Source organism: Sinorhizobium glycinis (genome assembly GCF_001651865.1).
Taxonomy (GTDB): domain Bacteria; phylum Pseudomonadota; class Alphaproteobacteria; order Rhizobiales; family Rhizobiaceae; genus Sinorhizobium; species Sinorhizobium glycinis.
The window spans coordinates 13,012-38,989 of sequence record NZ_LPUX01000061.1; the positions used below are offsets into that span (position 1 = coordinate 13,012).

At 62.8% G+C, this 25,978-nt stretch carries 22 protein-coding genes; 13 read left to right on the forward strand and 9 right to left on the reverse strand.

Annotated features, from left to right (window positions below; genetic code table 11):
* Position 1: 1 nt before the first annotated feature.
* Entirely contained in the window at positions 2–1,006 is a 1,005-nt protein-coding gene (locus tag AU381_RS15630; RefSeq protein WP_064242674.1) for a polysaccharide deacetylase family protein, read from the reverse strand.
* Positions 1,007–1,254: 248 nt separating this feature from the next.
* On the opposite strand from AU381_RS15630, the gene AU381_RS15635 reads away from it, so the two are divergent.
* From AU381_RS15635 to der, 3 genes are all read left to right on the forward strand, one after another.
* The gene (locus AU381_RS15635; RefSeq protein WP_064242675.1) at positions 1,255–1,842 is read left to right on the forward strand and encodes an NnrU family protein; all 588 of its coding nucleotides are present in this window, start codon (positions 1,255–1,257) and stop codon (positions 1,840–1,842) included.
* 186 nt (positions 1,843–2,028) lie between these two features.
* A complete protein-coding gene (locus AU381_RS15640) occupies positions 2,029–2,697 on the forward strand; it encodes a tetratricopeptide repeat protein (protein ID WP_064242676.1) in 669 nt (222 codons plus the stop codon).
* A gap of 10 nt (positions 2,698–2,707) precedes the next feature.
* Positions 2,708–4,138, forward strand: coding sequence for a ribosome biogenesis GTPase Der (der, locus tag AU381_RS15645; RefSeq protein WP_064242677.1), 1,431 nt, complete (start codon positions 2,708–2,710; stop codon positions 4,136–4,138).
* Positions 4,139–4,383: 245 nt separating this feature from the next.
* On the opposite strand, the gene AU381_RS15650 is transcribed toward der, so the two are convergent.
* Entirely contained in the window at positions 4,384–5,304 is a 921-nt protein-coding gene (locus AU381_RS15650; protein WP_064242678.1) for a sugar kinase, read from the reverse strand.
* A gap of 141 nt (positions 5,305–5,445) precedes the next feature.
* On the opposite strand from AU381_RS15650, the gene bglA reads away from it, so the two are divergent.
* Positions 5,446–7,125, forward strand: coding sequence for a beta-galactosidase BglA (gene bglA, locus AU381_RS15655; protein ID WP_064242679.1), 1,680 nt, complete (start codon positions 5,446–5,448; stop codon positions 7,123–7,125).
* 243 nt (positions 7,126–7,368) lie between these two features.
* Here the strand turns inward: bglA and ade are convergent, their stop codons facing one another.
* From ade to AU381_RS15695, 7 genes are all read right to left on the reverse strand, one after another.
* Positions 7,369–9,066: an adenine deaminase gene (ade, locus tag AU381_RS15665; protein ID WP_064242681.1), complete on the reverse strand. Its 1,698-nt coding sequence runs from the start codon at positions 9,064–9,066 to the stop codon at positions 7,369–7,371.
* Between the two features lie 90 nt (positions 9,067–9,156).
* Positions 9,157–10,485 carry an omega-aminotransferase AptA gene (gene aptA / locus AU381_RS15670; RefSeq protein ID WP_064242682.1) on the reverse strand — a complete coding sequence of 443 codons (1,329 nt, stop codon included), beginning with the start codon at positions 10,483–10,485 and terminating at the stop codon, positions 9,157–9,159.
* Between the two features lie 206 nt (positions 10,486–10,691).
* The gene (locus AU381_RS15675) at positions 10,692–11,036 is read right to left on the reverse strand and encodes an ArsR/SmtB family transcription factor (protein ID WP_064242683.1); all 345 of its coding nucleotides are present in this window, start codon (positions 11,034–11,036) and stop codon (positions 10,692–10,694) included.
* 119 nt (positions 11,037–11,155) lie between these two features.
* Positions 11,156–11,899 (reverse strand): HugZ family pyridoxamine 5'-phosphate oxidase, encoded by a 744-nt coding sequence (locus AU381_RS15680; RefSeq protein WP_064242684.1) that lies wholly within the window; start codon positions 11,897–11,899, stop codon positions 11,156–11,158.
* An 83-nt stretch (positions 11,900–11,982) separates the two neighbouring features.
* A complete protein-coding gene (gene choV, locus AU381_RS15685; RefSeq protein ID WP_064242685.1) occupies positions 11,983–13,032 on the reverse strand; it encodes a choline ABC transporter ATP-binding protein in 1,050 nt (349 codons plus the stop codon).
* Positions 13,029–13,874: a choline ABC transporter permease subunit gene (gene choW, locus AU381_RS15690; protein WP_064242686.1), complete on the reverse strand. Its 846-nt coding sequence runs from the start codon at positions 13,872–13,874 to the stop codon at positions 13,029–13,031. Before choW ends, choV begins: the two co-directional genes overlap by 4 nt.
* A 185-nt stretch (positions 13,875–14,059) precedes the next feature.
* Positions 14,060–15,016, reverse strand: a complete 957-nt coding sequence (locus AU381_RS15695; RefSeq protein ID WP_064242687.1) for a choline ABC transporter substrate-binding protein — start codon at positions 15,014–15,016, stop codon at positions 14,060–14,062.
* Positions 15,017–15,314: 298 nt separating this feature from the next.
* On the opposite strand from AU381_RS15695, the gene AU381_RS15700 reads away from it, so the two are divergent.
* The 9 genes from AU381_RS15700 (at position 15,315) to AU381_RS15745 (ending at position 25,959) form a co-directional block, all read left to right on the forward strand.
* Positions 15,315–15,902 (forward strand): thymidine kinase, encoded by a 588-nt coding sequence (locus AU381_RS15700; RefSeq protein WP_064242688.1) that lies wholly within the window; start codon positions 15,315–15,317, stop codon positions 15,900–15,902.
* A gap of 33 nt (positions 15,903–15,935) precedes the next feature.
* Positions 15,936–16,316 (forward strand): c-type cytochrome, encoded by a 381-nt coding sequence (locus tag AU381_RS15705; RefSeq protein WP_064242689.1) that lies wholly within the window; start codon positions 15,936–15,938, stop codon positions 16,314–16,316.
* Between the two features lie 141 nt (positions 16,317–16,457).
* Positions 16,458–17,546 carry a hypothetical protein gene (locus AU381_RS15710; protein ID WP_064242690.1) on the forward strand — a complete coding sequence of 363 codons (1,089 nt, stop codon included), beginning with the start codon at positions 16,458–16,460 and terminating at the stop codon, positions 17,544–17,546.
* Between the two features lie 61 nt (positions 17,547–17,607).
* Complete coding sequence (locus tag AU381_RS15715) at positions 17,608–18,756, forward strand: hypothetical protein (RefSeq protein ID WP_064242691.1); 1,149 nt, start codon at positions 17,608–17,610, stop codon at positions 18,754–18,756.
* 3 nt (positions 18,757–18,759) lie between these two features.
* A complete protein-coding gene (locus tag AU381_RS15720; protein WP_064242692.1) occupies positions 18,760–20,670 on the forward strand; it encodes an AAA family ATPase in 1,911 nt (636 codons plus the stop codon).
* Positions 20,671–20,947: 277 nt separating this feature from the next.
* Entirely contained in the window at positions 20,948–21,355 is a 408-nt protein-coding gene (locus AU381_RS15725; protein WP_064242693.1) for an endonuclease domain-containing protein, read from the forward strand.
* A gap of 267 nt (positions 21,356–21,622) precedes the next feature.
* Positions 21,623–22,912, forward strand: a complete 1,290-nt coding sequence (locus tag AU381_RS15735; protein ID WP_064242695.1) for a DUF6638 family protein — start codon at positions 21,623–21,625, stop codon at positions 22,910–22,912.
* A 3-nt stretch (positions 22,913–22,915) separates the two neighbouring features.
* Entirely contained in the window at positions 22,916–24,136 is a 1,221-nt protein-coding gene (locus tag AU381_RS15740; protein WP_064242696.1) for a DUF2333 family protein, read from the forward strand.
* A gap of 143 nt (positions 24,137–24,279) precedes the next feature.
* Positions 24,280–25,959, forward strand: a complete 1,680-nt coding sequence (locus tag AU381_RS15745; protein ID WP_064242697.1) for a formate--tetrahydrofolate ligase — start codon at positions 24,280–24,282, stop codon at positions 25,957–25,959.
* The last annotated feature ends 19 nt before the right edge of the window (positions 25,960–25,978 follow it).

Here is a 25,978-nt window from a genome sequence, read left to right on the forward strand (position 1 = left end):
ATCAGAAGGCGGAGCGATCCGCCTTCTTTCTGGCATCCTCGATCATCGGCAAGGCGTCCGCGTAGCTTACGCAGGCGACGTCCGGCTTTTTGCAGGTTTCCGTCAGGAAGCGATCCAGCGCCCGCCAATAGGCGCCGCCGTTCATCTCGACAAAATGGAAGCCCAGCTGTAGCGGAATGCGCGCGCCGTCATATTCCTTGCGGAATGCCTCCCGGTAGGCCGCGAGCGTGCGTTCCTCGAAGCGGGCGCTGTCCTTCCGATTTTCGACGCCCATCGAGTGGCGGACGAAGAGGTTGTAATCCATGCCGATCACCGGCCGATGCGAGGGACCTTCCGGGATGAGCGGCAGGCCGAACCGCGGCATGCCGTCCTGCGCCATGGGCCAGCCCGGTCCCTTGGTGACGAGGCTTGCATCATAGGTGAACCTGAAGGCTTCGAGCGCCGGCATGAGCCCGTCGCTGAGCGAGAGGTACGGCGCGCGGAACCCCTTGACGCCGCTGCGGGCGAAGTCTGCCCAGCCTTCCGGTTCGGCCTCCGGCTGGCCGGCCTTTTTCCAGACGTCGACGAGGGCGGTCCGGAAAGCGGTGAACTCGCTCTCCCAGTCCGCCTCGCTCCAGCCCTTCCCGTCGAAATGGCCGCAGGCATGGCTGCCGATGTCGTGGCCCTCGAGATGCGCCTCCCAGATATGTCCGGCACGAACGGCGATCTCCTCGCGGCTCTGGGCGAAGCCGACATTCGAGCGGCCGGCCTTCTGGCCAGGTGCCTGGTAGCTCTGCCTTGCGTCTGCCTTGGTCATCAGGAAGGTGCAGGAGAGGAAATAGGTGAAGTGGGCCCCGTTGCGCTTTGCCATGGCGAGGCTCTTTTCCCACAGCGCGTTGTCGTGCGCACCGTCGAAGGAGACGATGACGAGCTGCTTTTCCTTGGCGGGCGGAGGTGCCGCCGGCGGATCGGCGAATGTCGCCGTGGGAAGAAGACAAAGCGAGAGCGCGAAGATGTTGCGTGGCATGGGGACGGCTCTGGGAGAATCAGTGGATACGACGAGTGGTTCTCGCCGTCCCTTCTTCAACAATGCGGCAATCCTTTGATCCCGCTGGAATTTGCAGGGGATATCGTTATGCAAAGGTAAGCAAAGGCATAAAGCGGGATCAGCAAGACTCGAAGCGGGGAAGCGCTTGCATCGCGCGGAGATTTGTTGATCGATGGCGTTCGAAATCCGGGTGTCCGGAAGCGGCAAAATCTAGCGGCGGGTGAGTTATGACTTTTTTGGTCCTCGGTATCGTGATCTTCCTCGGCATGCACCTCGTCCGCGTGGTTGCGCCCGATATTCGCGCCGGCTTCATCAAGAGCAGCGGCAAAGGCGCCTGGATGGGACTCCATGCGCTCGTCAGCCTCGTCGGCCTCTGTCTTATCATCTACGGTTTCGGCCAGGCGCGCGGCGAAACGGGGATGCTCTACGACCCGCCGGTGTTCCTGCGCCACATTGCCCTTCTCCTGATGCTGTTTGCCTTTGTCTTTCTTGCCGCGGGCTTCCTGCCGGCGGGGCGCATCGCCGTCGCGGTCAAGCATCCGCAGATCCTGTCGATCAAGATCTGGGCACTGGCACACCTGCTTGCGAATGGCGAGGCATCTTCGGTGCTGCTCTTCGGTTCCTTCCTCGCCTGGGCGGTGATCCTGCGCATCTCGTTGAAACGACGCGCGCGCGCGGGCGAACCCGTGCTGCCGGTGTTCAAGTCGGCGCGCAACGACGTATTGGCGGTTCTCATCGGTCTCGTCGCCTATGTGCTCTTCATCTGGAAGCTGCACGATTGGCTGATCGGCGTCGCTCCGATCGTTATGGGCTAAATCACGTCCGCCCCCTTACAAGCGGCGCAAAATCGGGTAGAAGGCGCAAAATCCACAGAGAGCGACGCGCGTCCGGCCGGGCGCGCAACGGATGCTCGAACAGTTTGAGATTGCGCGTATTCTTTCCCGACATCGTTGGCGATCGTCGGGGCTACGTGCAGCATGCAGGGAAGGCCGGGGCGACAGATGGCAAACCAGGACGACAGCTTTATCCGCGAGGTCAACGAAGAACTCCGCTCGGACCAGATGAAGGCCATCTGGACGCGGTTCGGCGGTCTCATCATCGGGATCGCGGCGCTCATCGTCCTCGGCACCGTCGGCAAGGTCGGCTACGACTATTGGCAGGAGAGTTCCTCGTCGCAGTCGGGGGACGCCTTTCTCGTAGCCCTCGATCTTGCCAAGGAAAACAAATCCGAGGAGGCGCTCGCCGCACTCACGAAGCTGGAGCAGGAGGGCTACGGCTCCTATCCGGTTCTCGCGCGGCTGCGCACGGCGACGCTCCAGGCTCAGAAGGGCGAAACCGAAGCGGCCGTGGCGGCGTTCTCCGAGATCGGCAAGGACACACGCATTCCGGCGGCGCTGCGCGACGCGGCGCGGCTGCGCGCGGCTTACCTGCTCATCGATGCCGGCACCTACGATCGGGTCTCCGCCGAGGTCGAACAACTGGCGGTGCCGCAAAACGCCATGCGCCATTCGGCTCGTGAGGCGCTCGGCCTTGCGGCCTACAAGGCGGGCGATTTCGCCAAAGCGAAGGGCTGGTTCCAGCAGATCGCCGATGATACCGAAAGCCCGCGCGGCGTCGCCAACCGGGCGCAGATGCTGCTCGACGTGATTGCGGCGAGCGGCAAAGCTTGAGGCGGGTAATATGAGTTTCACCGTCGCCATCGTCGGGCGTCCCAATGTCGGCAAATCGACCTTGTTCAACCGCCTGGTTGGCAAGAAGCTGGCGCTCGTCGACGACACGCCAGGGGTCACGCGCGACCGTCGGCCCGGCGACGCGAAGCTCGTCGACCTGAAATTCCGCATCATCGACACGGCCGGTCTTGAGCAATCGGCGCCCGACAGCCTGCAGGGACGGATGTGGGCGCAGACCGAACAGGCGATCGACGAGGCGGATCTGTCGCTGTTCGTCATCGACGCCAAGGCTGGCCTGACGCCGGCCGACGAGACGCTTGCCGAAATGCTGCGTCGGCGTGGCAAACCCGTCATCGTCGTCGCCAACAAGGCCGAGGCGCGCGGTTCGGAAGGCGGCTTCTACGATGCCTTCACGCTCGGTCTAGGAGAACCATGCCCGATCTCCGCCGAACATGGCCAGGGCATGCTCGACCTGCGCGATGCCATCGTCGCTGCGCTCGGCGAGGAAAGGGCCTTTCCCCCGGCCGAGGATGTCGCCGAGACCGATGTCGATATCCGCCCGCCCGGCGCCGGGGAAGGGGAGGACGATGAGGCGGAACCCGCCTATGACGAAACGAAGCCCCTGCGCGTCGCGATCGTCGGCCGGCCGAACGCCGGCAAGTCGACGCTCATCAACCGCTTTCTCGGTGAAGACCGGCTGCTGACCGGCCCCGAGGCCGGCATTACCCGCGACTCCATCTCGGTCGAGTGGCAATGGCGCGGCCGCACGATCAAGATGTTCGACACGGCCGGCATGCGCCGCAAGGCGAAGGTCCAGGAGAAGCTCGAGAAGCTGTCCGTCGCCGATGCGCTCCGCGCCATCCGTTTTGCCGAGACGGTGGTCATCGTCTTCGACGCGACGATCCCCTTCGAGAAGCAGGACCTTCAGATCGTGGACCTCGTGCTGCGCGAGGGGCGTGCGGCAGTGCTCGCTTTCAACAAATGGGATCTGGTGGAGAACTGGCAGGCGGTCCTTCAGGATCTGCGCGAAAAGACCGAACGGCTGCTGCCGCAGGCCCGCGGCATCCGCGCGGTGCCGATCTCCGGTCACACGGGCTATGGTCTCGACCGGCTGATGCAGGCGATCATCGAGACCGACAAGATCTGGAACCGGCGCATCTCGACGGCACGCCTCAACCGCTGGCTGGAGTCGCAGCAGGTGCAGCACCCGCCGCCGGCCGTCTCCGGCCGTCGCCTGAAGCTCAAATACATGACCCAGGTAAAGGCCCGCCCGCCGGGCTTCATGATTTCCTGCACGCGTCCCGAGGCCGTGCCGGAATCCTATGTTCGTTACCTGATCAACGGCCTGCGCAACGACTTCGACATGCCGGGCGTGCCGATCCGCGTTCATTTCCGCGCATCGGACAATCCTTACGAATCGAAGGCGCGCAAGAAGCGGTGATCGATTTCTGAGGTCGTGAAGGCCCCTCATCCGGCTGCCGCCACCTTCTCCCCGCACGCGGGGCGAAGGGGACTCGTGGCGCGCTCTCAAGTCCCTCTCCCCGCGAGCGGGGAGAGGGCTAGTGCGGGATGCGCTCACATACGTTCGCGCCTCCGCTCTAAGCCTTTGTTTTTGCCGCATTTTTGCGACGTCAGGTGATTCCACCTGACTGCAAAATGCTCTAGGGTGAGGGGCGAATCTCCGCTCTATTCCGATATTGGAAGTTTCTCCCGCGCGACCAGTGCTCCATGATGGCCGATCACGGCGGCGGCGACGCGTGCGGCGAAGGCGGCAGCATCGGCCGGGCGGTGGCCGGCGGCGAGGCGCGCGAGGAAAGAACCGTTGAAGCTGTCCCCGGCGCTGGTGGTGTCGACGATGCGGGAAACCGGCGCGGCGGGTATATGCAGGCGCTCTCCTTCGCCGAACTGCAGGGTGACGCCATTCGCTCCGTCCTTCACCGCGATGTCTGCGACGCCGAGGTCGCGGTAGCGTTCGATCGTCCCGCCAACGGACGCATCGCCGAAATGCGTAGCTTCGTCGTCATAGCTCGGCAGCACCATCGTCGCTGACCGCGCGCCGGCTTCCAGCGTCGCCCGCATCCGTGACGCGTCGTTCCAAAGGCGCGGGCGGATATTTGGATCGAACACGACGCGCTTGCCGCTCGCCTTCGACCGCCGCAGTTCCGACAGCAAGGTCTCGGCCGCATCCGGAGCAAGGATTGCGAGCGTGATCCCGGAGAAGAAGACCACGTCCATCTTTTCGATCGCCGCCCGCAGCCGGTCCGGATCGCCGGCGAGCAGCTTGGCGGCGGAGGTGGAGCGCCAATAGGAGAAGCTGCGCTCGCCATCCTTCAGGTGGATCATGTAGAGCCCCGGCATGCGGCCCTCGATCCTGGCGATATGCGCCGTGCCGACCCCGGTGCCTTCGATGAATGACAACATCTCGTCGGACACGACGTCGGTTCCGACGGCGGTCAGATACTCCACGGTCCATCCGGCCGGTGCGAACAGACGGGCGTAATAGGCGGTGTTGAAGGTGTCGCCCGCATAGCCCTTGCGCAGCATGCCTCCTTCCGCCTGCATCAGTTCGACCATGCATTCGCCGATTGAAAGCATGCTGCCGGCCATTCGTGCTTCTCCTCCATTTGCGTCGTTCATGGGTTAGCGATCTGTCGGCTTCGCAGCAAGCGAATGTTGCGCGCGCCGTTTACTCGGTGAATTCGCGGCGATACATCTCTCATCGAGCAGTTGGAACGGCGGGGTTTGCGGATGGCGATTGAATCTGGGTCTGGCGACGATTGGTGGCGCGGCGCGGTGGTCTACCAGGTCTATCCGCGCTCCTTCCAGGATACCGATGGCGACGGCATAGGCGACCTCCGCGGCGTCACCCGGCGTCTGTCGCATATCGCCTCGCTCGGCGTCGACGCCATCTGGCTGTCACCCTTCTTCAAGTCGCCCCAGGCGGACATGGGCTACGACGTCTCGGATTATTGCGACGTCGATCCGATGTTCGGCACGCTTGCCGATTTCGACACGATGATGGCGGAGGCGCACCGGACGGGGCTGAAGGTGATCATCGACCAGGTGATCTCGCACACTTCCGACCGCCACCCCTGGTTCCTCGAGAGCCGCTCGAGCCGCACCAATGCCAAGGCGGACTGGTATGTCTGGGCAGATCCGAAGCCGGACGGGACGGCGCCCAACAACTGGCTTTCGATCTTCGGCGGCCCTGCCTGGGAATGGGACGGGGTGCGCAGGCAATATTACATGCACAATTTCCTGACGTCGCAGCCGGACCTCAATTTTCATCATCCGGAGGTTCAGGAGGCGCTGCTTGCGACGGTGCGCTTCTGGCTGGACCGCGGCGTCGACGGCTTCCGGCTCGACACCGTGAACTACTATTTCCATGACCGGCTTTTGCGGGACAATCCGCCGCTTGTGCCGGACCCCGATGCGACGAGCAGCGATGCGCCGGAGGTCAATCCCTACGGGATGCAGGATCATCTCTACGACAAGACCCAGCCGGAGAATATCGCCTTTCTGCAGCGCTTGCGGCGCTTGCTCGACAGATATGGCGGCCGCGCGACGGTCGGCGAGGTCGGCGACGGCGCCCGTTCGCTGAAGACCGTTGCCGCCTATACGAGCGGCGGCGACAAGCTGCACATGTGCTACACGTTCGATCTGCTCGGCCCGGAATTCTCGGCACGCCATATCCGCCGCTGCGTCGAGAATTTCCAGGCGATCGTCACCGATGGCTGGGTCTGCTGGGCCTTCTCCAACCACGACGTCATGCGCCATGTCAGCCGTTTTTCGCTGCGGGAGGCCGATCGGAAACGGCTGGCGAAACTCGCCATCTCCCTGCTTGCCAGCCTGCGCGGCTCGATCTGCCTCTACCAGGGCGAAGAATTGGGGCTGGCGGAGGCGGAACTCACCTATGAGGAGCTGCGCGACCCCTATGGCATCCGTTTCTGGCCCGCCTTCAAAGGCCGCGACGGCTGCCGGACGCCGATGGTCTGGGAACGGGATGAGGCGAATGCCGGCTTTTCCACCGGGTTTCCCTGGCTGCCGGTGCGCGAAGAACAGCGCGCCTTGGCGGTCGATGTCCAGGAGGGGGTGGCAGGCTCGGTGCTCGAGCATTACCGCGAGACACTCGCTTTCCGCCGCGCGCATGCGGCCCTTCTCGATGGCGACATGGCGTTCCTTGCGACCAATCAGGATGTACTGGCCTTCACCAGGGAGAAGAACGGCGAACGCCTGCTCTTCGTCTTCAACCTGACGGGAGAGCCGCAGGCGGTGCAGCTCGCCGTCGACATGACGGTTGCCGAAGTGTTGCCGATTCCGGGATTTGCGCCCGTCTTCGCGGACAACACGATCAGGCTTGCCGCCTATGACGTTTTCTGCGGGAGGTTGGGTGAGCGACTTTCTCTCCTCCGTCATCCTCGGCCCTGAGCCGAGGATCCAGTCACGAGACCGCAAACCCGAATAGTGGCTCCGAACTTCTCGGACGTGATGTTGCCGGCGCGCGATCCTCTTGTGTCGCGCGTCAAGACATGCGCCCGGATCCTCGGCTCATGGCCGAGGATGACGGAGCAGGAGGGGAAGGCGGTGCCAGTCGGCTCAAGGCAGAGGACTGCGGCCGACGAGCGGAGCATCGGCGAAAACGGGGCAAATTGAGCGACGGTCCGGCCGACTTCACCCGATCAGCGCGAACTTGTCGACGTCCACGAGGCCGCGATCCGAAATCTTCAGGTGCGGGATCACCGGCAGCGGCAGGAAGGCGAGCTGCAGGAAAGGCTCTTCCAGCGTCGCTCCGAGCGCGAAGGCGGCCTGGCGCAGGTGGTGGAGGATGTCGCGCACGCGCTCATAAGGCTCCAGGCTCATCAGTCCGGCGATCGGCAATGCGATTTCGCCGGTCACCTTGCCATTCTCGACGACGACGAAGCCGCCCCTGATCTGACCGAGGCGATTGGCGGCAACCGCCATGTCCTCCTCGCTCACCCCGACAACGCAGATATTGTGGCTGTCGTGGCCGACGGTGGAGGCGATGGCGCCTTTCTTCAGGCCGAAGCCCTGGACGAAGCCGTTGGCATGATTGCCGTTGACGCCGTGGCGTTCGATGACGGCGACCTTGATGATGTCACGGTCGAGATCGGGACCAGTCTGGTTGCCCTCGGCCGGCAGGCGAAAGCGCCGGTGCTCGGTGATGATCTTGCCGGGCAGCACACCGATCACCGAGGTCTCGCCATCGCTGTGGGGCACGGCGAAATCGGCCGCCTTGACCTCACGCGCCTTGACGCTGTCGAGCCCGACCGGCTCGACCGGTTTGCGCCGGGCAAAGAGGGCGTCGGTCACACGCCTTCCGCCAGAAAAGACCATCTCGGCCTTGCAATTTTCCAAGCTGTCGACGACGACGAGATCAGCCCGCCAACCCGGCGCAACCAGGCCGCGGTCGCTAAGCCCGAAGGCACGCGCCGCCGAGATCGAGGCGGCGCGATAGACCGCCAGCGGCTCGACGCCCGCAGCGATCGCCGTGCGGATCATGTGGTCGAGATGGCCCTGTTCGGCGATGTCGAGCGGATTGCGATCGTCCGTGCAGAGCGCCAGATAGGGCGAGAGCCGCTCGGTGATGATCGGCATCAGCGCATGCAGGTCTTTCGAGACCGATCCTTCGCGCACGAGGATGTGCATGCCCTTGCGGATCTTTTCGAGCGCTTCCTCGGCGCTCGTGCATTCGTGGTCGGTGCGGATGCCGGTTGCGAGGTAACCGTTCAGTTCCTTGCCGCGCAAGAGCGGTGCATGGCCATCGATGTGGCCGCCCTGGAAGGCGTCGAGCTTGGCGAGGCAGACCGGATCCTTGTGGATGACGCCGGGGAAATTCATGAATTCGGCAAGGCCGATCACCTTGGGGTGATGGCGAAAAGGCGTGAGCCGCTCGATCGGCAGATCGGCGCCGGCCGTCTCCAGATGCGTTGCCGGCACGCAGGAGGAAAGCTGGACGCGGATGTCCATTATCGTTTCGACCGCCGAGTCCAGGAAGAACTGGATACCCTCGGTGCCGAGCACGTTGGCGATCTCGTGCGGATCGCAGATCGCCGTCGTGATGCCGAGCGGCAGGACGCAGCGGTCGAATTCGTGCGGGGTGACGAGAGAGGATTCGATGTGCAGATGCGTGTCGATAAAGCCGGGAACGACGATGCGGCCGGAGACGTCGATCTCCTCGCGCCCCTCGTAGTCGCCGCAGGTGCCGACGATCCGGTCACCCGACATGGCAATGTCGGATGCGACGAGTTCGCCGGTGGCGAGATCGAAAAACTGCCCGCCCTTGAGCACGATGTCGGCCGGTTTTCGGCCGACGCCTTGATCGATTAGCCGTTCCAGCGCATCGGACATGCCTGCACCTCGCCCCTTGCTGCTTTGCTGACGACAATAACCCTCTCTCCGCGCGCGGGGAAAGGGTTCGAGAATCGCGAGCGTGAATTCTCAGATATTGCTCTTCAGAACGTCGCGCAGCTTGTCGAAGAGTTCGTCGATCTGGTGTTTCTCGATGATCAACGGCGGCGACAGCGCGATGATATCGCCGGTCGTGCGGATCAAGAGGCCCTTCTCGTAGGCCTTCAGGAAGGCGGAGAAGGCACGCTTCGTCGGCTCTCCGGCGATCGGCTCGAGCTCGACCGCGCCGATCAGGCCGATGTTGCGGATGTCGATGACGTGCGGGCAGTCCTTCAGCGAATGCAGCGCCTCTTCCCAATAAGGCGCGAGCTCGGCGGCGCGCGTCAGGAGGCCTTCCGCCTTGTAGGTGTCGAGCGTTCCGAGTGCTGCGGCCGAGGCGATCGGGTTGCCGGAATAGGTATAGCCGTGGAAGAACTCGATCAGATGCTCCGGCCCGGTCATGAAAGCATCGTGAATTTCCGAGGTGACGAACACCGCGCCCATCGGGATCACGCCGTTGGTGAGACCCTTGGCGGTGGTGATGATATCGGGCTTCACGTCGAAATATTGCGCCGCGAAGGGCGTGCCGAGGCGGCCGTAACCGGTGATGACCTCGTCGAAGATCAAGAGGATACCGTGCTTGGTGCAGATCTCGCGCAGCTTCTGGAGATAACCTTTCGGCGGGATGAGCACGCCGGTGGAGCCGGCGACCGGCTCGACGATGACAGCCGCGATCGTCGAGGCGTCGTGGAGGGTGACGATCCGCTCCAGTTCGCTCGCGAGATCGGCGCCGTGCTCGGGCTCGCCGCGGGTAAACGCATTCTTGGCGGGCAGGTGGGTGTGCGGCAGATGGTCGACGCCGGTCAGCAGCGTGCCGAACATCTTGCGGTTGGCGACGATGCCGCCGACCGAAATGCCGCCGAAATTGACGCCGTGATAGCCGCGCTCGCGGCCGATCAGGCGGAAGCGCGAGCCGTTGCCCTTGGCACGGTGATAGGCGAGCGCCACCTTCAAGGCGGTGTCGACCGATTCCGAACCGGAATTGGTGTAGAGAACATGGTTCAGCCCCTCAGGCGCGATGTCGACAAGCCGGTTGGCAAGTTCGAAAGCCTTTGGATGACCAAGCTGAAAGGCCGGCGCATAGTCGAGTTCGCCCGCCTGTTCGCGGATCGCCTCGGTGATCTTCGGCCGACAGTGACCCGCATTGACGCACCAGAGCCCGGCCGTTCCATCGAGCACTGTCCGCCCGTCATGGGTGGTGTAGTACATGTCTTTTGCGCCGACGAAGAGGCGCGGCTCCTTCTTGAACTGCCGATTGGCGGTGAACGGCATCCAGAAGGCGCTGAGGTCGTTCGGGGTGGTGTTAAGACGGCTCGACATGTCCTGTTCTCCTCGTCGGATCTTGTTGCCGCAGGCGTGAGCAGCTGAGCGGATCCGGATTCTTTTACCCGTTGGTCAAATTATCAGCGCCCCTGTGAGCGTCAAGCCTGCGGAGGCCTTGCGGTGGTTCGCTCTTGCGCAAGAAATAAGCCCCGCGATTGCTCGTCGGGGCTTTGGACTTGCAGCTCTTGCCGGCGTCTTGGGAGTCAGGCCGACTTGCGTACGAGGGGCTTTTCTACCACGACGCTCGCGGCGGCGCCGTAGATTTCGGAGAGGGCGCCCAAAATCTTCATGACGGCATCGGACGAACTCGAGTAATAGATCGTCTGGGCGTCACGACGGGTGCTAACCAGATTCTGGGCACGCAACTTCGAGAGGTGCTGCGAAAGAGCCGACTGGCTCAGCCCGACCTTGTTGGCCAATGTGCCTACCGCCATTTCCTCCTTGACCAGAGAGTCGAGAATGAGCAGGCGTTTTGGATTTGCCATGGCCGAGAGGAAACCGGCTGCGATCTCCGCTTCCTCATGTTTTTCAGGCGAAAGTGGCTGCATTGCGTGCTCCATGCGAGGATTACATCACACGTAGTTATATTTTACGAAGCACGATAATTAGCCGTGATGCATAAAAGGGCAACTACCCACTGCAAGAATTGGGGGTAGCTAAGTGCCGATTAACCGTTAAGTTTTTTCAAAATTGGCCGCAACTGCACCGTGTTTTCGATAACCGCGTCAAATTCCAGACGCTGCAATCTCTCTCCGTCGGAAAGGTCGAGGCCGGCCGCATCGATTCCGACGATCTTCCAGTCGCCTTCCGCCGCACGGCAGTGAAATGTCGCATAGTGCTTCACGGCGTCTCTGTGATCGGCGTTCATATGCTCGATCGCACTGCCCTCCATCTCGGCGAGCGCGGCGATCGCGGGCGAAGCAATGACGAGGTCCCTGTCAGTCAGCGCATAGGCGCGGCCGAAGCCGCCATTGAGGCTGGCGCGCAGCGGGGCAAGGCGGAAAAAGCCGAAATCCGGAAAATCCACATAGAGCCGGGCTTTAGGGTGGCGGCGAAGAAAACGTTCGCGGATGCGGCCATGCGCGGCGCTGTCGCGCGCGACCTCTTCGGCCTCGCATTGGATGGTCAGGCGCGGATGGGCGAGGGGATCGCCCTTGCCCGGCTCGCCCGCCAGCAGGGAGGCGCGCGGGTCGGCAATGAGCGCCTGGGTATGGGTCGAAAGCCGCGAGACGAGAATGACCGGCGCTCCGTCAATGTCGATGCCGATCAACACGCGGCTGACGAAGGGGAAGCCGTTGCCTTCGGGCTCGAGCACAGCGAGCGCGCCGCTTCGCGCCGAGCGGAGCAACGTGCGGGCAAGCTTGCGTGCCTCGTCGTCGGTCTCACGCAGGACGTTCGGTTTGTCGCTCATGATGCGCTTCCTCGCGGTGAGTCCAAACAAAAAAGCCCGGAGCGGCTGCTCCAGGCTTCTTTTGAACCGCTCGGTTTACCGCGTCAATCTTTGCTGCGGTGGCGTGTCAGGCCTTCGACGATGTTTTGCGCGTCGATGGTCCCGACCACCGCGCCGTTATCGACGACGCCGATGCTGCCAGGCTGGCGGGACATGGCGTCGAGGATGTCGACGAGCGGCGTGGTGGGCTTGGCGGTTGCCGTCACGCCGGCATTGGCAGCGGCTCGCTCGACGCCGGTCTGCATCACGTCCTTCGCCGTCAGCATGGTGATGGGGTTCATGTGCTGGACGAAATCGGCCACGTATTGGTTGGCGGGGTTCTTGACGATCTCCTGCGGCGTGCCGCACTGGATGATTCGCCCGCCCTCCATGATGGCGATGCGATTGCCGATGCGGAAGGCCTCGTCGAGGTCGTGGCTGACGAAGATGATCGTCTTCTTCAGCCGCCGCTGGAATTCGAGCAGTTCGTCCTGCAGGCGCGTGCGGATCAACGGGTCGAGGGCCGAGAACGGCTCATCCATCAGAAGGATCGGGGCGCCGGTGGCGAAGGCCCGTGCCAGGCCGACGCGCTGTTGCATGCCGCCCGAAAGCTCGTTCACCTTGCGGTCCGCCCACTTGGTCAGGTTGACGAGTTCAAGCTGCTCGCCGACGCGCTTCTTCCGCTCGGCGTCGCCCACCCCCGCCAGTTCGAGGCCGAAGCCGACATTGTCGGCCACCGTGCGCCAGGGAAGCAGGGCGAACTGCTGGAACACCATCGACACCGTGTGCATGCGGAAGTCCCGCAGAGCCTTGGCGTTGCAACGGTACGGGTTCAGCGATCCGCCCGGAGTCTTGACCTCGACCTCGCCGCGGACGACAGGGGCAAGCCCGTTGACGGCTCGCAGCAGCGTCGACTTGCCGGAGCCGGACAGGCCCATCAGCACGAGGATCTCGCCTTCGTGGATCGCCAGCGAGGCGCCGGCAACGCCAAGCACGTGGCCTGTGGCGGCGCCGATCTCGTCGCGGGTCTTGCCCTGATCGACCATCTGCAGGGCAGGCTGCGGGTTCTTGCCGAAGATGATGTCGACATTCTTGAAAACGACGGCTTCGGTCATGCGCCTTCTCCTTCGTCGGACGTGCGGAAAAGACGGTCGAGAACGATGGCCAGGATGACGATACAGAGCCCGGACTCGAACCCCCTGGCGATATTGACCGTGTTCAGCGCCCGAAGGACGGGCACGCCGAGGCCGTCGGCACCGACGAGCGCGGCGATGACCACCATCGAGAGCGACAGCATGATCGTCTGCGTCAGCCCGGCCATGATCTGCGGCATGGCGAACGGGATCTCGACCTTGCGCAGCACCTGCCATGGGGTGGCGCCGAAGGACTCGGCCGCCTCGACCAGCGACGGCGGCGTCGAGATGATGCCGAGACGCGTCAGGCGGATCGGTGCGGGAATGGCGAAAATAACCGTCGCGATCAGCCCCGGCACCATGCCGAGGCCGAAAAGGATCAGCGCCGGAATGAGATAGACGAAGGTCGGGATCGTCTGCATCAGGTCGAGGATCGGGCGCATGATCGAGTAGACCCAGGCGCGCCGCGCGGCCACGATGCCGAGCGGCACGCCGACGGCCATGCTGACGAAGCTCGCCGCGAGCACCAGCGCCAGCGTCTCCGTCGTTTCCTGCCAGTAGCCCTGATTGACGATCAGGAGCAGCCCAAGACAGGTGAATACGGCGATGCCGATCGAGCGGCGAAACCACCACGCAAGTGCGGTCACGATCGCAATGACGATGAGCGGGTGCGGCGTCTGGAGGATGTAGAGCAGGACCGAGATGATGCCCGAGAGCAGATTTGCGAGCTGGTCGAAGAACAGCTCGAAATTCGTCGTCAGCCAGTCGACGAACGCCTTGGCCCAGCCGCCGATCGGGATGCGATTATCAGTCAGAAATTCCACGAAACTGGATCCCTCTTGTCAGGGTCAAACACTGATCGCATGAAGCGGTGGAAAAGGGCGGGGGAGTTCCCCGCCCGACTGCATGTTTCCTTCAATCAAAGCCGATCAGAGGACTGAGGCATGCAGCAATCTTGGAGTGCTGCAGCGACCTTTGCGCGACGAACGGCCGCGCGGCGCTACGGCAATCAGAGACCGAGCTCGGCCTTCACCGCAGCCAGTCCATCGCCACCATCCTTGGTGGTCACGCCGGCAAGCCAGGGCTCGATGGCGGAGGGGTTGTCCTTCAGCCAGGCTGCAGCGGCCTTCTCCGGATCTTCGCCGTCGTTCAGGATCTTGCCCATGATCTCGTTTTCCATCTCAAGCGAGAAGTTCAGATTCTTGAGCAAGGCGCCGACATTCGGGCATTCGGTGGTGTAGCCGGCACGCACATTGGTGTGGACCGTGGCGCCGCCGAAGTTCGGGCCGAAGATGTCATCGCCGCCGGAGAGGTAGGTAAGCTTGAAGTTGGCGTTCATCGGATGCGGCTCCCAGCCGAGGAAGACGATCGGCTCGCCATCCTTTTCGGCGCGCGCCACCTGCGCCAGCATGCCCTGTTCGGAGGATTCGACGACCTCGAAGCCCTTGAGGTCGAACGTACCCTTCTCGACCATGTCGATGATCAGGCGGTTGCCGTCATTGCCGGGCTCGATGCCGTAGATCTTTCCTTCGAGCGCGTCCTTGTGGGCGGCAATGTCCTTGAAGTCCTTGATGCCGAGCTCGGCACCCTTGGCGTTGGTCGCCAGCGTGTATTTGGCGCCTTCGAGATTCTGGCGGACGGTCTCGACCGATTTGTCGTCGCGATAGGGCTTGATGTCGGCTTCCATGGTCGGCATCCAGTTGCCAAGGAAGACGTCGATATCCTTGTTCTTCAGCGACGTGTAGGTAACGGGGACCGAAAGCACCTTGACATCCGTCTCATAGCCGAGCGCCTTCAGGATTGTGGTTGCCGTCGCCGTCGTCGCGGTGATGTCCGTCCAGCCGACGTCGGAGAAGCGGACGGTGCCGCAGCTTTCCGCCTCGGCCGCGGCCGCATTGCCGGCAGTCAGCGCCGCCATGCAGATGGCCCCCGCCAGCATGAATTTGAGTGAGAATGTCCTTATCATCGTTGTCGTTCCCCTGCCTGTGTTCTTTTTTTAGCCAAACACCAATGCGCCCCGAATTCAAGGCCTTGGCGTTAAAGGAAGTGTATTGTCTCATTCCATTAAGGGGATGCACAAAACGACGCTGAATGTCGCAATGGCTCCGAAATGACGCTCCACAAACACCGATAGGCTGACGCGCGACGCGGGGGGGTGGAACACTTTCCGCCGAGGGCGAAAACCTGTGGGTCGCGCCGACGCGCTCTGGTCATCAGCCATTTGCACGGTCATTTAGCGGAGACGATGTCTGGAAACCGAGGTCATGGCCAAACTCTATTTCAGCTACGCGACGATGAATGCGGGCAAGAGCACGCTGCTCCTGCAGGCCGCCTACAACTATCAGGAGCGCGGCATGCGCGTCGTGATGCTGATTGCCGCCTTCGACGATCGCGCCGGTACGGGACGCATCGCATCGCGCATCGGGCTCCGATCGGATGGCATCCCGTTCCATGGCGATGACGATCTCTACAGCCTCGTCGAACGTCTTAACAGCGACGGCTCCGGCGCCATCGCCTGCATTTTCGTCGACGAGGCGCAATTCCTCGGCGAGAACCAAGTCTGGCAGCTCGCGCGCGTCGCTGACCGCCTCGGCATTCCAGTCATGGCCTATGGCTTGAGAACGGATTTCCAGGGGAAGCTCTTTCCCGGCTCCATGTCCCTGCTTGCGATTGCGGACGAACTGCGTGAAGTCAGGACGATCTGCCATTGCGGACGCAAGGCGACGATGGTCGTGCGCCAGGACGGCGACGGCAATGTCGTGCGCGAGGGGGCGCAGGTCGATGTCGGCGGCAACGAGAAATACGTGTCCTACTGCCGTCGCCATTGGGAAGACCAGATGCGCGACGGCTGACGAGGGCGTCCAATCTCAACGGGAGTTCCAACGATGCGGTCCGCCTTCTTCGCCACGTGTCTTGTCCTTGTCGCTACACCGGGCCTGGCGGATGGCGACCCCAAGGCGGGTGCGGCGATCTTCAGGAAATGCAGCGCCTGCCATACGGCCACGGAGCCGGTAAACCGGGTGGGGCCGAGCTTGATGGGCGTTTTCGGCCGTCCCGTCGCGTCGTACAGCGGCTACGGATACTCCGACGCTATGAGGGCGTTCGGCGCTGAAGGCAAGGTGTGGGACGAGGCGACGCTCTCGGACTATCTCCTGAGCCCCACGGCCATGGTGAGCGGCACCCGCATGAGTTTTCCAGGATTGAAAAAGCCGGCGGATATCGCCGATGTCATCGCCTATCTCAAAAATCCCGTTCCCGGCCCGTGAAAGAACCGTTCCGGCACGTTGAAAAAAGCCCGTCAGCATCTCTTGTCCTGACCTGTTGAACACCCTTTATATAAGTGCAATCAAGGGCTGAGCAGTTAGGTTCATGGGCACGGATGCCCGGATGGACGAAGGGGATAGGAAATGGCCACTCTCCAGAATTTTGACGCCGAGATCGCCAAGACGCGCAGCGTCGTCGACGAGATGCGCGGCAAGCTCGAACAGTCGGGCGTCGTCCTCGAGCAATTCGCCAAGGCCGACACCAAGCTCGGCGACGTCAACTTCGACATCGAGAACGCCCGCATCCAGGACGTGCTCAAACAGCAGAAGACGATGGAAGCCAATATCGCCGATCTGATCATCGGCCTCGAAGATGCGACGAACGTCTTCGGTGCCGAATTCGAGAGCATGAAGAGCTATACCGGCTACGAGAAGTTCATCGGCATCTTCTCCAAGCAGTCGATGCAGCGCATGCGCACCGACCGGGTACGCAACATGTCGCTTGCCGGCAATCTCCAGGAGCTGCTCGTCAAGTCCGACACCATCGTCGGCATCCTCAAGGAGCAGAAAGCGATCCTCGACCAGCGCTACAGGACATCCGAGCAGAGCCTCATCCAGGTGATCGAGCGCCGCAAGGGTACGATGGCCGCGCTCGTGGAGACCCAGAAGCGCATCGAGGAGCTCAATCCGCTGCTGCTCGACATCGAGAACCGAATCGCGGCTTCCACGGATCAGACGACCCGTACCGACCTTGAGGCCGAGCGCTCGCGGCTAGCAACCGAGTACAACGAGAAGCAGGCCAAGGAACAGGAACTGCTCGCCGAGAGCCAGACGCTCGAGCGCTACACGGCGATGTTCCAGACCTTCGTCGATTCGCTCAACAATCAGATCGCCGCGCAGAACACGCTGATTAACAAGCTGACGATCGATACCGAGCAGCGCATCGTGCTCTACAAGTCGCTGGAGGATTCGCTGAAGACGGCGGCACAGCAGGATGTGGCGCACAAGATCAACACGCTCGGCAGCCAGGTCGACACCGCCGCCGAGGAAACGATGGCCGGAATTGGCGCCGCCGCCCAGCGCCATATCGGCGACCTTCTCGAAATGCATGAAAAGAACATGCTTGCGACGCAGGATATCCAGCGGCGCAAGAAGCTGGCCGACGACGCCTTTGCCCGTCGCTTCCAGACGGTGATGGACAAGCACAATGCCGCAAACTACGTGAAGCAGTGATCGGCAAGGCGACAATGACCAGCCTTCCGACTGCCTTTCGGCATTTGCCGGAGGGATTTTCATGAATACCGCCGTATCTCCTGCCGTAAGGCAATATTTCACGTCGATCAGGGCCGCTCTGGCAGGGCTCGAGCTTTTTCTCGGCGACCGCAATTCGCCGCTTTATCGAGACACCGTCGTCGGCGAAGTCATCGTTCCCTATCTCATGCGGCTGAAGGCATCGGTTGCCTGCTGGGAAAATCGCATCGGCTTCGTCGAGCACTTCCGCATCTCGCGCGCCGAGAGCGGGTTTCCGGTCTTCCAGAATGTGCTGGAACTCGAGAACGACCGGCAGAGCGCCGAAAAGCGGCTGGCGAGCATCCCATCCGCCGATTCGCTCCGGGAGGAGATGGTCGATCTCATCCTGCGGCAGAAGGCCTTTCCGGAGGCGCTGCAAGCCCGCATGGCGGAGCGGCTCTATCTCGAGCAGATCGGCAAGGGCGACATCTTCTCGCCCTTCATCCTGCCTGAGACGATCCGGGTCGGTGTCAACCCGCAGACGATGCGGCCCTATTACGTCGTCGCCTGGGGCGCCTTTGACGGCACGCAGACGCTCCCGATGATCTACATGGCGACGATCGATGATTCTTCGGACAATATCGTCGAGATGCTGGTGACCGAAGACGGCAAGCTCAACCCGGAGATCGAGATCCCCTTGCCGGTCGGCGGGCTGCTCAACCCGGAGCTTGCCAGCCGTTTCGACGATTTCGCCTCGAAGAACAGCGCCTATTCGCTGACGCCGGTGACGATCGCCACCAATCTCGACAAGGATTTCCCGGAACTGCATCCGAAGCAGTTGAGGCGTATCGTGCTCGGGCCGTTCTATTCGGCCGGAATTACCGAGAACAATGCCCGGATCAACGACATCCTCTCGAAGGTGCGCAAGACGGAGAATGCCTGGCTCCTGACCTGGACGGTGCAGGAGGTCTTCTCCAAGGCCGAGCGCCCCGCCGAGCGTGGCTTCTGGTCCTCGACGCCGGCTCAGGAGGAATTTCACATCGACACCGGCAATCTCGAGGCCGCGCGCATGGGCGTCAGTGCCTATGAGAAACACGCCCTGGTGCCGCACGACGCCTACCAGGCGCTCTACGCGGCCGGCGAGGCGGCGCAGGTTTTTGGCGACTACAAGGTGCATGTGATCTCCGGCAACCAGGTGGTGAGCGAGGTTTGAGCGATGACGCTGAATACAGGCCTGACGACGCTGCATGAGGATGACATCGCCAAGCACCAGGCGGTTGGGCAGAGCCTGGTTACCAAGCTCGTCATTCTCGAGCGGGACGAGCCTTCGGCGGGCACGCCGCTTGCAGGGACGGGGCGCCGCTTCGTCTCGACCGTCTCGACGGGCGGCCAGCGGCGGACTCGCGAGGTCGAGCTTGCACGCACCATCCAGCGCGGCGCCGATCCGCTGCTTTCGCCGGCACAGCACGCCGTCCTCTACCGCGTCCGGCGCGGCGTCCAGGTGGCGCTTGCCGTTTCGGACGTGTTCGCCCGGCAGACGAACCTCGAACAATTGCAGGCGCGCAATGCCGGCACGCCACTTGCCGGTGAGGACGCCAGCCACTTCAAGGCTCTGCTTTCGGCTTCGGCTTACGTCGCCGCCTTTACGCTTGCGGCCTATCTCGGCGCGACGCTGCAGGGCGAGGGGGAGCCGGTCGACGATGCCGCCGAACCGGACTTTCTCTTCGACACTCCCCAGGACGCGCTGAAAAGCATGGTCGCCGCCCTCGATCGCAGCATCGCCGGTGCCCCGGACGATCTTGCCCTGACGGCGCGTTCTCGCGCCTTCTCCCGCGTCGCGATCGAAGGATTGCTTGCCCGCAAGGCGCGATTCACCGGGCTGCAGAATTTCGAGAACGTCCATATCCGGCTGGACCAGGATGATTTCACGCTCAACGGGTTCGATGTCGCGCCCGGGCAGAAGCGTAAACCCCTGGTCATGACCTTCAAGAAGCCGGAAGAAATCATCGGCAACCATATCGCCAAGCATCAGGCGCTGAAGCTCGCCAAGATGCTGATGGCCTACGACTTCGACCGGCAGATGAACCCCTTCGTCGAGCTCGGCGGCTTCCTCTTCACCTTCATCGGCGATGGGATGCCGGGAACCGGCAAGACGATATTGATCCAGATGCTTGCCGGCATGCTCCATGACTACTGCGGCGTTGCCGGCTACCCCTTCCACTACGAGAATTTCGGCGTCGACCAGATCTCCTCTTACCAGGGCAAGTCAGGCCAGAACTGCAAGGAGTTCGTCAACAACGTCATGAACCCGCGGGCGATCGCCTTGGGCACCATCGACGATGTCGACCAGGTGGCGGCGAAGCGCTCCGACGATCGCGCTTCCGCCGGCCAGCACGAGGTGACGGCGGTACTGATGGAAAGCTTCGCCGGCGCCTCGACCGTGGTGCGCGGCAATTGCACCTTCGGCATGTTCTCGAACCATCCGGAGAATGTCGACGACGCGCTGCGCCAACGGGCCGGCGCGCGCTGGCTCGTCGACGGGCCGCAGACGGAGGCCGACTATATCGACATTTTCGCGCTGCTGGTCGGCAAGAACCACGAGATCCCGCTCGGTCAGCACCAGCTCTATGCCGGGCAGGAGATCAAGCGCGCCGTTTCGCAATCCTATGCGGCGCATGCGCGGCCGCAGGAGGAGGGGCTCGCCGCCGTCTGGGAGCGCTACGAAAAGGAGAAGGGCAAGATCGCCTCGCTTGCCGATGTCGGCGCCTATCTGCACATGATCAAGGAAGCCGAGCCGCGCTTCACCGGCCGGGCGATCCGCAACATCACCGACGCGATCAAGATGCGGGCGATGGACGTCGAACTGCCGGACGACTGGTTCAAGGATGCGGGTTCCTTCATGCACAAGTCCTACGACGAGAAGAAGGGGATGATCGAGGAACTGCGCGGCCCGATCACCATCGAGATGGTGCTGCAGGAGATCAACCGCTACGCCGACAGCGAGTTCCGCTACACCGACAAATCGGACGACGCCGCCATTGCCGAGATCATCCGCCGCGAGCGTCAGCGCGAGAAGGCGATCCGCGAGATCGAGACGATGAAGCGCGAGGGCCGGTGGCAGGGATGAGTGATTACCTTATGGCCTTGTGCTTTGCCAGCGCCTTGGGCTTTGCCCCTCACCCTAACCCTCTCCCCGCACGCGGGGAGAGGGGACGAGGCAGGGAGGGGCAGCGCAGGTTTCTGCCACAGATATTCATTTCCTGCTGTAAGGCAGTTCTGCACGAGAGAGCCAATGTGCTTATAGGGATGAAAAGGGGAGAAACGCGAACGCGTACCTCGTCCCCTCTCCCCGCTTGCGGGGAGAGGGTTAGGGTGAGGGGCAACGCTCCGGCTGCGAGGCACCAATGAGAGGAGCCAACGAACGCCGGACGCAACGGGCCAGAGATCTCAGGCAAGGCGACAACGACGCGGAGTCGATCCTTTGGTCGGAGCTGAGGGACCGGCGCCTCAACGGCTTCAAGTTCGTGCGGCAATATCCTATCGGCGCCTACTTTGCTGATTTCGCCTGCCGCGATGCACGTCTCGTTATCGAGGTTGACGGCAGTCAAGATGCGGCTAGCGGTAAGGATTCTGTGCGCGACAGGTACATGCTCCTGAACGGCTGGAGTGTGGCTCGCTTCTGGAACACGCACATATTCCATGATCGTGCCTCCGTTCTTGAAACAATCGTCGCCATTCTGGACAGGCGCCTGACGGCTGAGGTGAGGGGAGTGGATTTAACGTTCATTCCGGCGGGTGGAAGAGATGGCTGACGTATTGAGACATGCCGATCGCTCTGCCCGTCTCCTCGGGTTTAACCCGAGGACTAACCCTCTCCCCGCAGGCGGGGAGAGGGGACAAGGTCGCACCTCCGAACGACACCTCTTAGGCGCCGAGTTGGTCTTTGACGATTTGTGGGGGATTTCGTTTCGGCAAACGGGCGCCCTTGAGTATGCCGCCATTCCCTCTCCCCGCGCGCGGGGAGAGGGTCAGGGTGAGGGGCAGAGCGTGCGCCGCGCCGCGCCCCGGAGAATTGCCGCATGAAGCGTCTCCTCGAAGCGGAACTCATCTACGGGCGGCTGCTCGATATCTCCGAGCCGCACCTCGTCGCGCGCTACAACAGGGCGCTCGAAGGCTTCGGGTTGAAGCCGACGGCGCTCAAACGCTTCAGCATCGATATGACCGGCTTCTCCCCGGAAATCGCCGATGAACTCGGCGACCGCGACTATCTCGACCCGAACCGGGTCAACCGGCGCTTCATCGTCCTGACTCCGGCCCAGGCGGAGCTGCCGGTCGTCCATACAAGCTTTTCCAATACCGCGGCGCTGATGCACGAGTTCTTCAACGCCAACATGCGCGCGATCAACGCGGTCACGATCAAGGACGCGCTCTATGGCGAGATCGAGGATTCCGTGTCGGTGGTCGAGGACATCGACGATCTCTTGTCGATCAACGAGGTCCGCTTCCGGGTGCTCTCCGCCGAGGACATGCTCGGCAAGGCGGCGGAGCTACGAGAGCTTGTCGACCGGCTGAAGAAGGTCCCGACCGCCTGGTCCGACGACGCGATGCTGAACCGGATGGTGGAACTTGCCAAGCTGACCGGCGACATCCGTCAGAACGCGCTCGTCCCCGAGGAGCTGGTCTTCCGCCACGAGGCTTTCTGGGCCAACCATTTCGGCGGCGTCTACGTGTTCCTCGACGAGAAGACGACGACGGTGATCTGCGATCCTTCGGTGCCGGGCTTCCGGCGCTCGCGACCCTGGCAGGTGAGCTACATCGCCATCGGCGATCACGCGCGCATCTACGATTTCCTGGCCTCGACCAATCGGCTGCAACTTCCGCAGGCCTCCTGGGTGCAGGAGTCGGGGCTGTTCCAGCACCGGGCCGACATGGTCATCCGCGGGCTGATCAACGAGGCCGATCCGGATGCGGATCTCCTCAATGCAGACCGGATCTGGCTGCAGACCTGGATCCATCGCAACGCCGCACTCGTCGCGCGTGACGGGAGCTATCCCTTCCTTCAGGAAATGTCGCGGGCGATCGCCGCGACCGGCACGATCAAGATGCAGGAGATCGCACCGGAAAACCGGTTCCTGCTTACGAGGGCGGCCCCCGACCATCCGGACAGATGGCTGGTCAACCAGCTCATTTCGCAGCTCGTGCCGCGCGACTTCGTCTCGCGCTTCGTGTTCGACAAGCAGGGTTTTTACGGTGCCTACGAGCGCTACAGCGAAAAGTTCCGCGAATATGTTGTGGCGACGTTGACGGGCACATATCTGAAAGACAAGGCCGCCTTCCGCCGCAAGCTCTACGGTCTCAAAGAGGAATAAGACATGCTCGATCCGATCGTTGTGTTTTTTCAGCGCGTGTTCACGGCGATCGGCCGCGGCATAGGACTGGCGGTCTCCTGGTTCCTCTGGCCCTTCGTGGCGCTCGCCAACTGGTATCGAGCGAGGAGCTGGATCATCAAGGGCCCGGTCGGCCTCATCCTGCTCGGACTGATCGTCTTCTACGGCTACTTCGTCTGGCAGACGCAGGCCTGGACCAATTTCGATCCGGACTATGTCGATCGCTACAAGCTTTCCGAGCGCAAGGTGCCGGCCGGCTCGCCGATCAGCGGTCCCGGCACGACGACGGGACAATCCGGTAGCGCGGCCGCGGCGAGCCAGGCCGCTGCCGTCGCGCCCTCGGACGCATCGACGACCGAAGCGCTGGATATGGCGCAACTGCCGGCCGGTACGGTCTGCCAGACCTCGGCGGTGGTCGACGTGGCCGCCGATCTCATCGACCTCACCGTCAACCAGAATGCCTGGATCTCCTCGATGCTCGCCTACAAGCTCGGACTGTTCGGGCTCGACTGGGACGACACGCCCTGGCTCGACAACAAGGCGTCGTTCCAGCGCGGCATCAACCAGGCCGTCCGGCGCACCACCGTCGAGCTGGTCGACTCGCTCGGCCGGGTCCGCGGTACGTCCGGCGTCAACAATGACCTGCAAAGCGCCCGCGGCAACATCCAGTTCGACGAAGAAACCTGGTATTTCGGGATCAATCCCTTCGGTCCCAAGACCCCGACACCGAGCTTCTATCGCGCCGCCATGCGCGATCTCAGGAAGTTCAACATCTCGCTCGGCAAGTGCGAGGCGATCTTCGACGGCCGCTCCGACAACATGGTCGAATTCCTCGACCGCATCGCCAACGATCTCGGCAACACGTCGGCGATCATCCGCGAACGGTCCGAATTCCACAATGGCGGCTGGTTCGACACGCGCGCCGACGACCGCTTCTGGTTCGCCTTCGGCCAGCTCTACGGCTACTACGGCATCCTCTCGGCGGCCGGCGCCGATTTCGAGAACGTCGTCGCCCAGCGCGGCCTCACTCCGATCTACACGGAAACGATGAAGCAGCTTCGCTCGGCGCTGCGCATCCAGCCGCTGATCATCTCGAACGGCCGCGAGGACGGCTGGATCATGCCGACGCATCTGGCGACAATGGGCTTCTACATTCTTCGCGTGCGGTCCAACCTCGTGGAGATGCGCGACATCCTTGCCCGTTGACGGTGGTCGTGTCAGCGTAAGCACAAGGTAACGAAGCGGCGCATTCCGCGGAGGAGGCGGAATGCGCGGCTGAAGCGGGATGAGGAAAAGTGTGTACGGTCTTCCGCCCGCATCCCGCAGTCGAACCAAGGAGGGGGAGCAGCATGCCGGAGGTCATGTCCGATATCGAGATCGCGCGCGCCGCGAAGAAGAAGCCAATCCTTGAGATCGGCGCGAAGCTCGGCATTCCGCCGGAACATCTGCTGCCCTACGGCCATGACAAGGCGAAGGTGAGCGCCGAATTCATCGCGGCGCAGAAGAACAAGAGAAACGGCCGGCTGATCCTGGTGACGGCGATCAATCCGACGCCGGCCGGCGAGGGCAAGACGACGACGACCGTCGGCCTCGGCGACGGCCTCAACCGCATCGGCAAGAAGACGATCGTCTGCATCCGCGAAGCCTCGCTCGGCCCCTGCTTCGGCATCAAGGGCGGAGCGGCAGGCGGCGGCTACGCGCAGGTCGTGCCGATGGAGGATATCAACCTTCATTTCACCGGCGATTTCCATGCCATCACCTCGGCCCACAATCTGCTCGCTGCGCTGATCGACAACCACATCTACTGGGGCAACGAGCAGGCGATCGACATCCGCCGCATTGCCTGGAGGCGGGTGATGGACATGAACGACCGGGCGCTGCGCCAGATCATCGGCTCGCTCGGCGGCGTCGCCAATGGCTATCCGCGCGAGACGGGATTCGACATCACCGTGGCCTCGGAGGTCATGGCGATCCTGTGTCTTGCCGCCGATATAAGGGACCTGGAAAAGCGTCTCGGCAACATCATCATCGGCTATCGGCGCGACAAGAGCCCCGTCTACGCGCGGGACATCAAGGCGGACGGGGCGATGGCGGTCCTACTCAAGGATGCGATGCAGCCGAACCTGGTGCAAACGCTCGAGAACAATCCGGCCTTCGTTCATGGCGGGCCTTTCGCCAACATCGCGCATGGCTGCAACTCGGTCGTGGCGACGACGACGGCGCTGAAGCTTGCCGATTATGTGGTCACCGAAGCCGGCTTCGGAGCGGATCTCGGCGCGGAAAAATTCTTCGATATCAAATGCCGCAAGGCCGGCCTTAAGCCGGACGCCGCCGTCGTCGTTGCCACCGTCAGGGCGATCAAGATGAATGGCGGGGTGAAAAAGGACGATCTCGGCAAGGAGAATCTCGAGGCGCTCAGAAAAGGATGCGCGAATCTCGGGCGGCATGTGCAGAACGTCAAGAAATTCGGCGTGCCGGTGCTCGTCGCAATCAACCACTTCACCTCGGACACCGAGGCCGAGATCCAGGCGATCAAGGATTATGTCCGAACGCTCGGGTCCGACGCGGTCCTTTGCAGGCACTGGGCCGAGGGCTCGACCGGCATCGAGGAACTTGCGCACAAGGTCGTCGATCTCGCCAATGCGGGCCACTCGCAGTTTTCGCCCCTTTATCCGGACGATATGCCGCTCTTCCACAAGATCGAGACGATCGCCAAGGACATCTATCACGCCAGTGAAGTCATTGCCGACAAGGTGGTGCGCGACCAGCTCAGGACATGGGAAGACCAGGGCTACGGGCACCTGCCGATCTGCATGGCCAAGACCCAATACTCCTTCTCCACCGACCCCAACTTGCGCGGCGCTCCGACCGGCCACACGGTGCCGATCCGTGAAGTGCGCCTTGCCGCCGGCGCCGGCTTCGTCGTCGTCATCACAGGCGAGATCATGACGATGCCGGGCCTGCCGAAGGTACCATCGTCGGAGAAGATCCGCCTCAATGAAGCGGGCTACATTGAGGGCTTGTTCTGACGGCGCAGCCGCAGCGTCG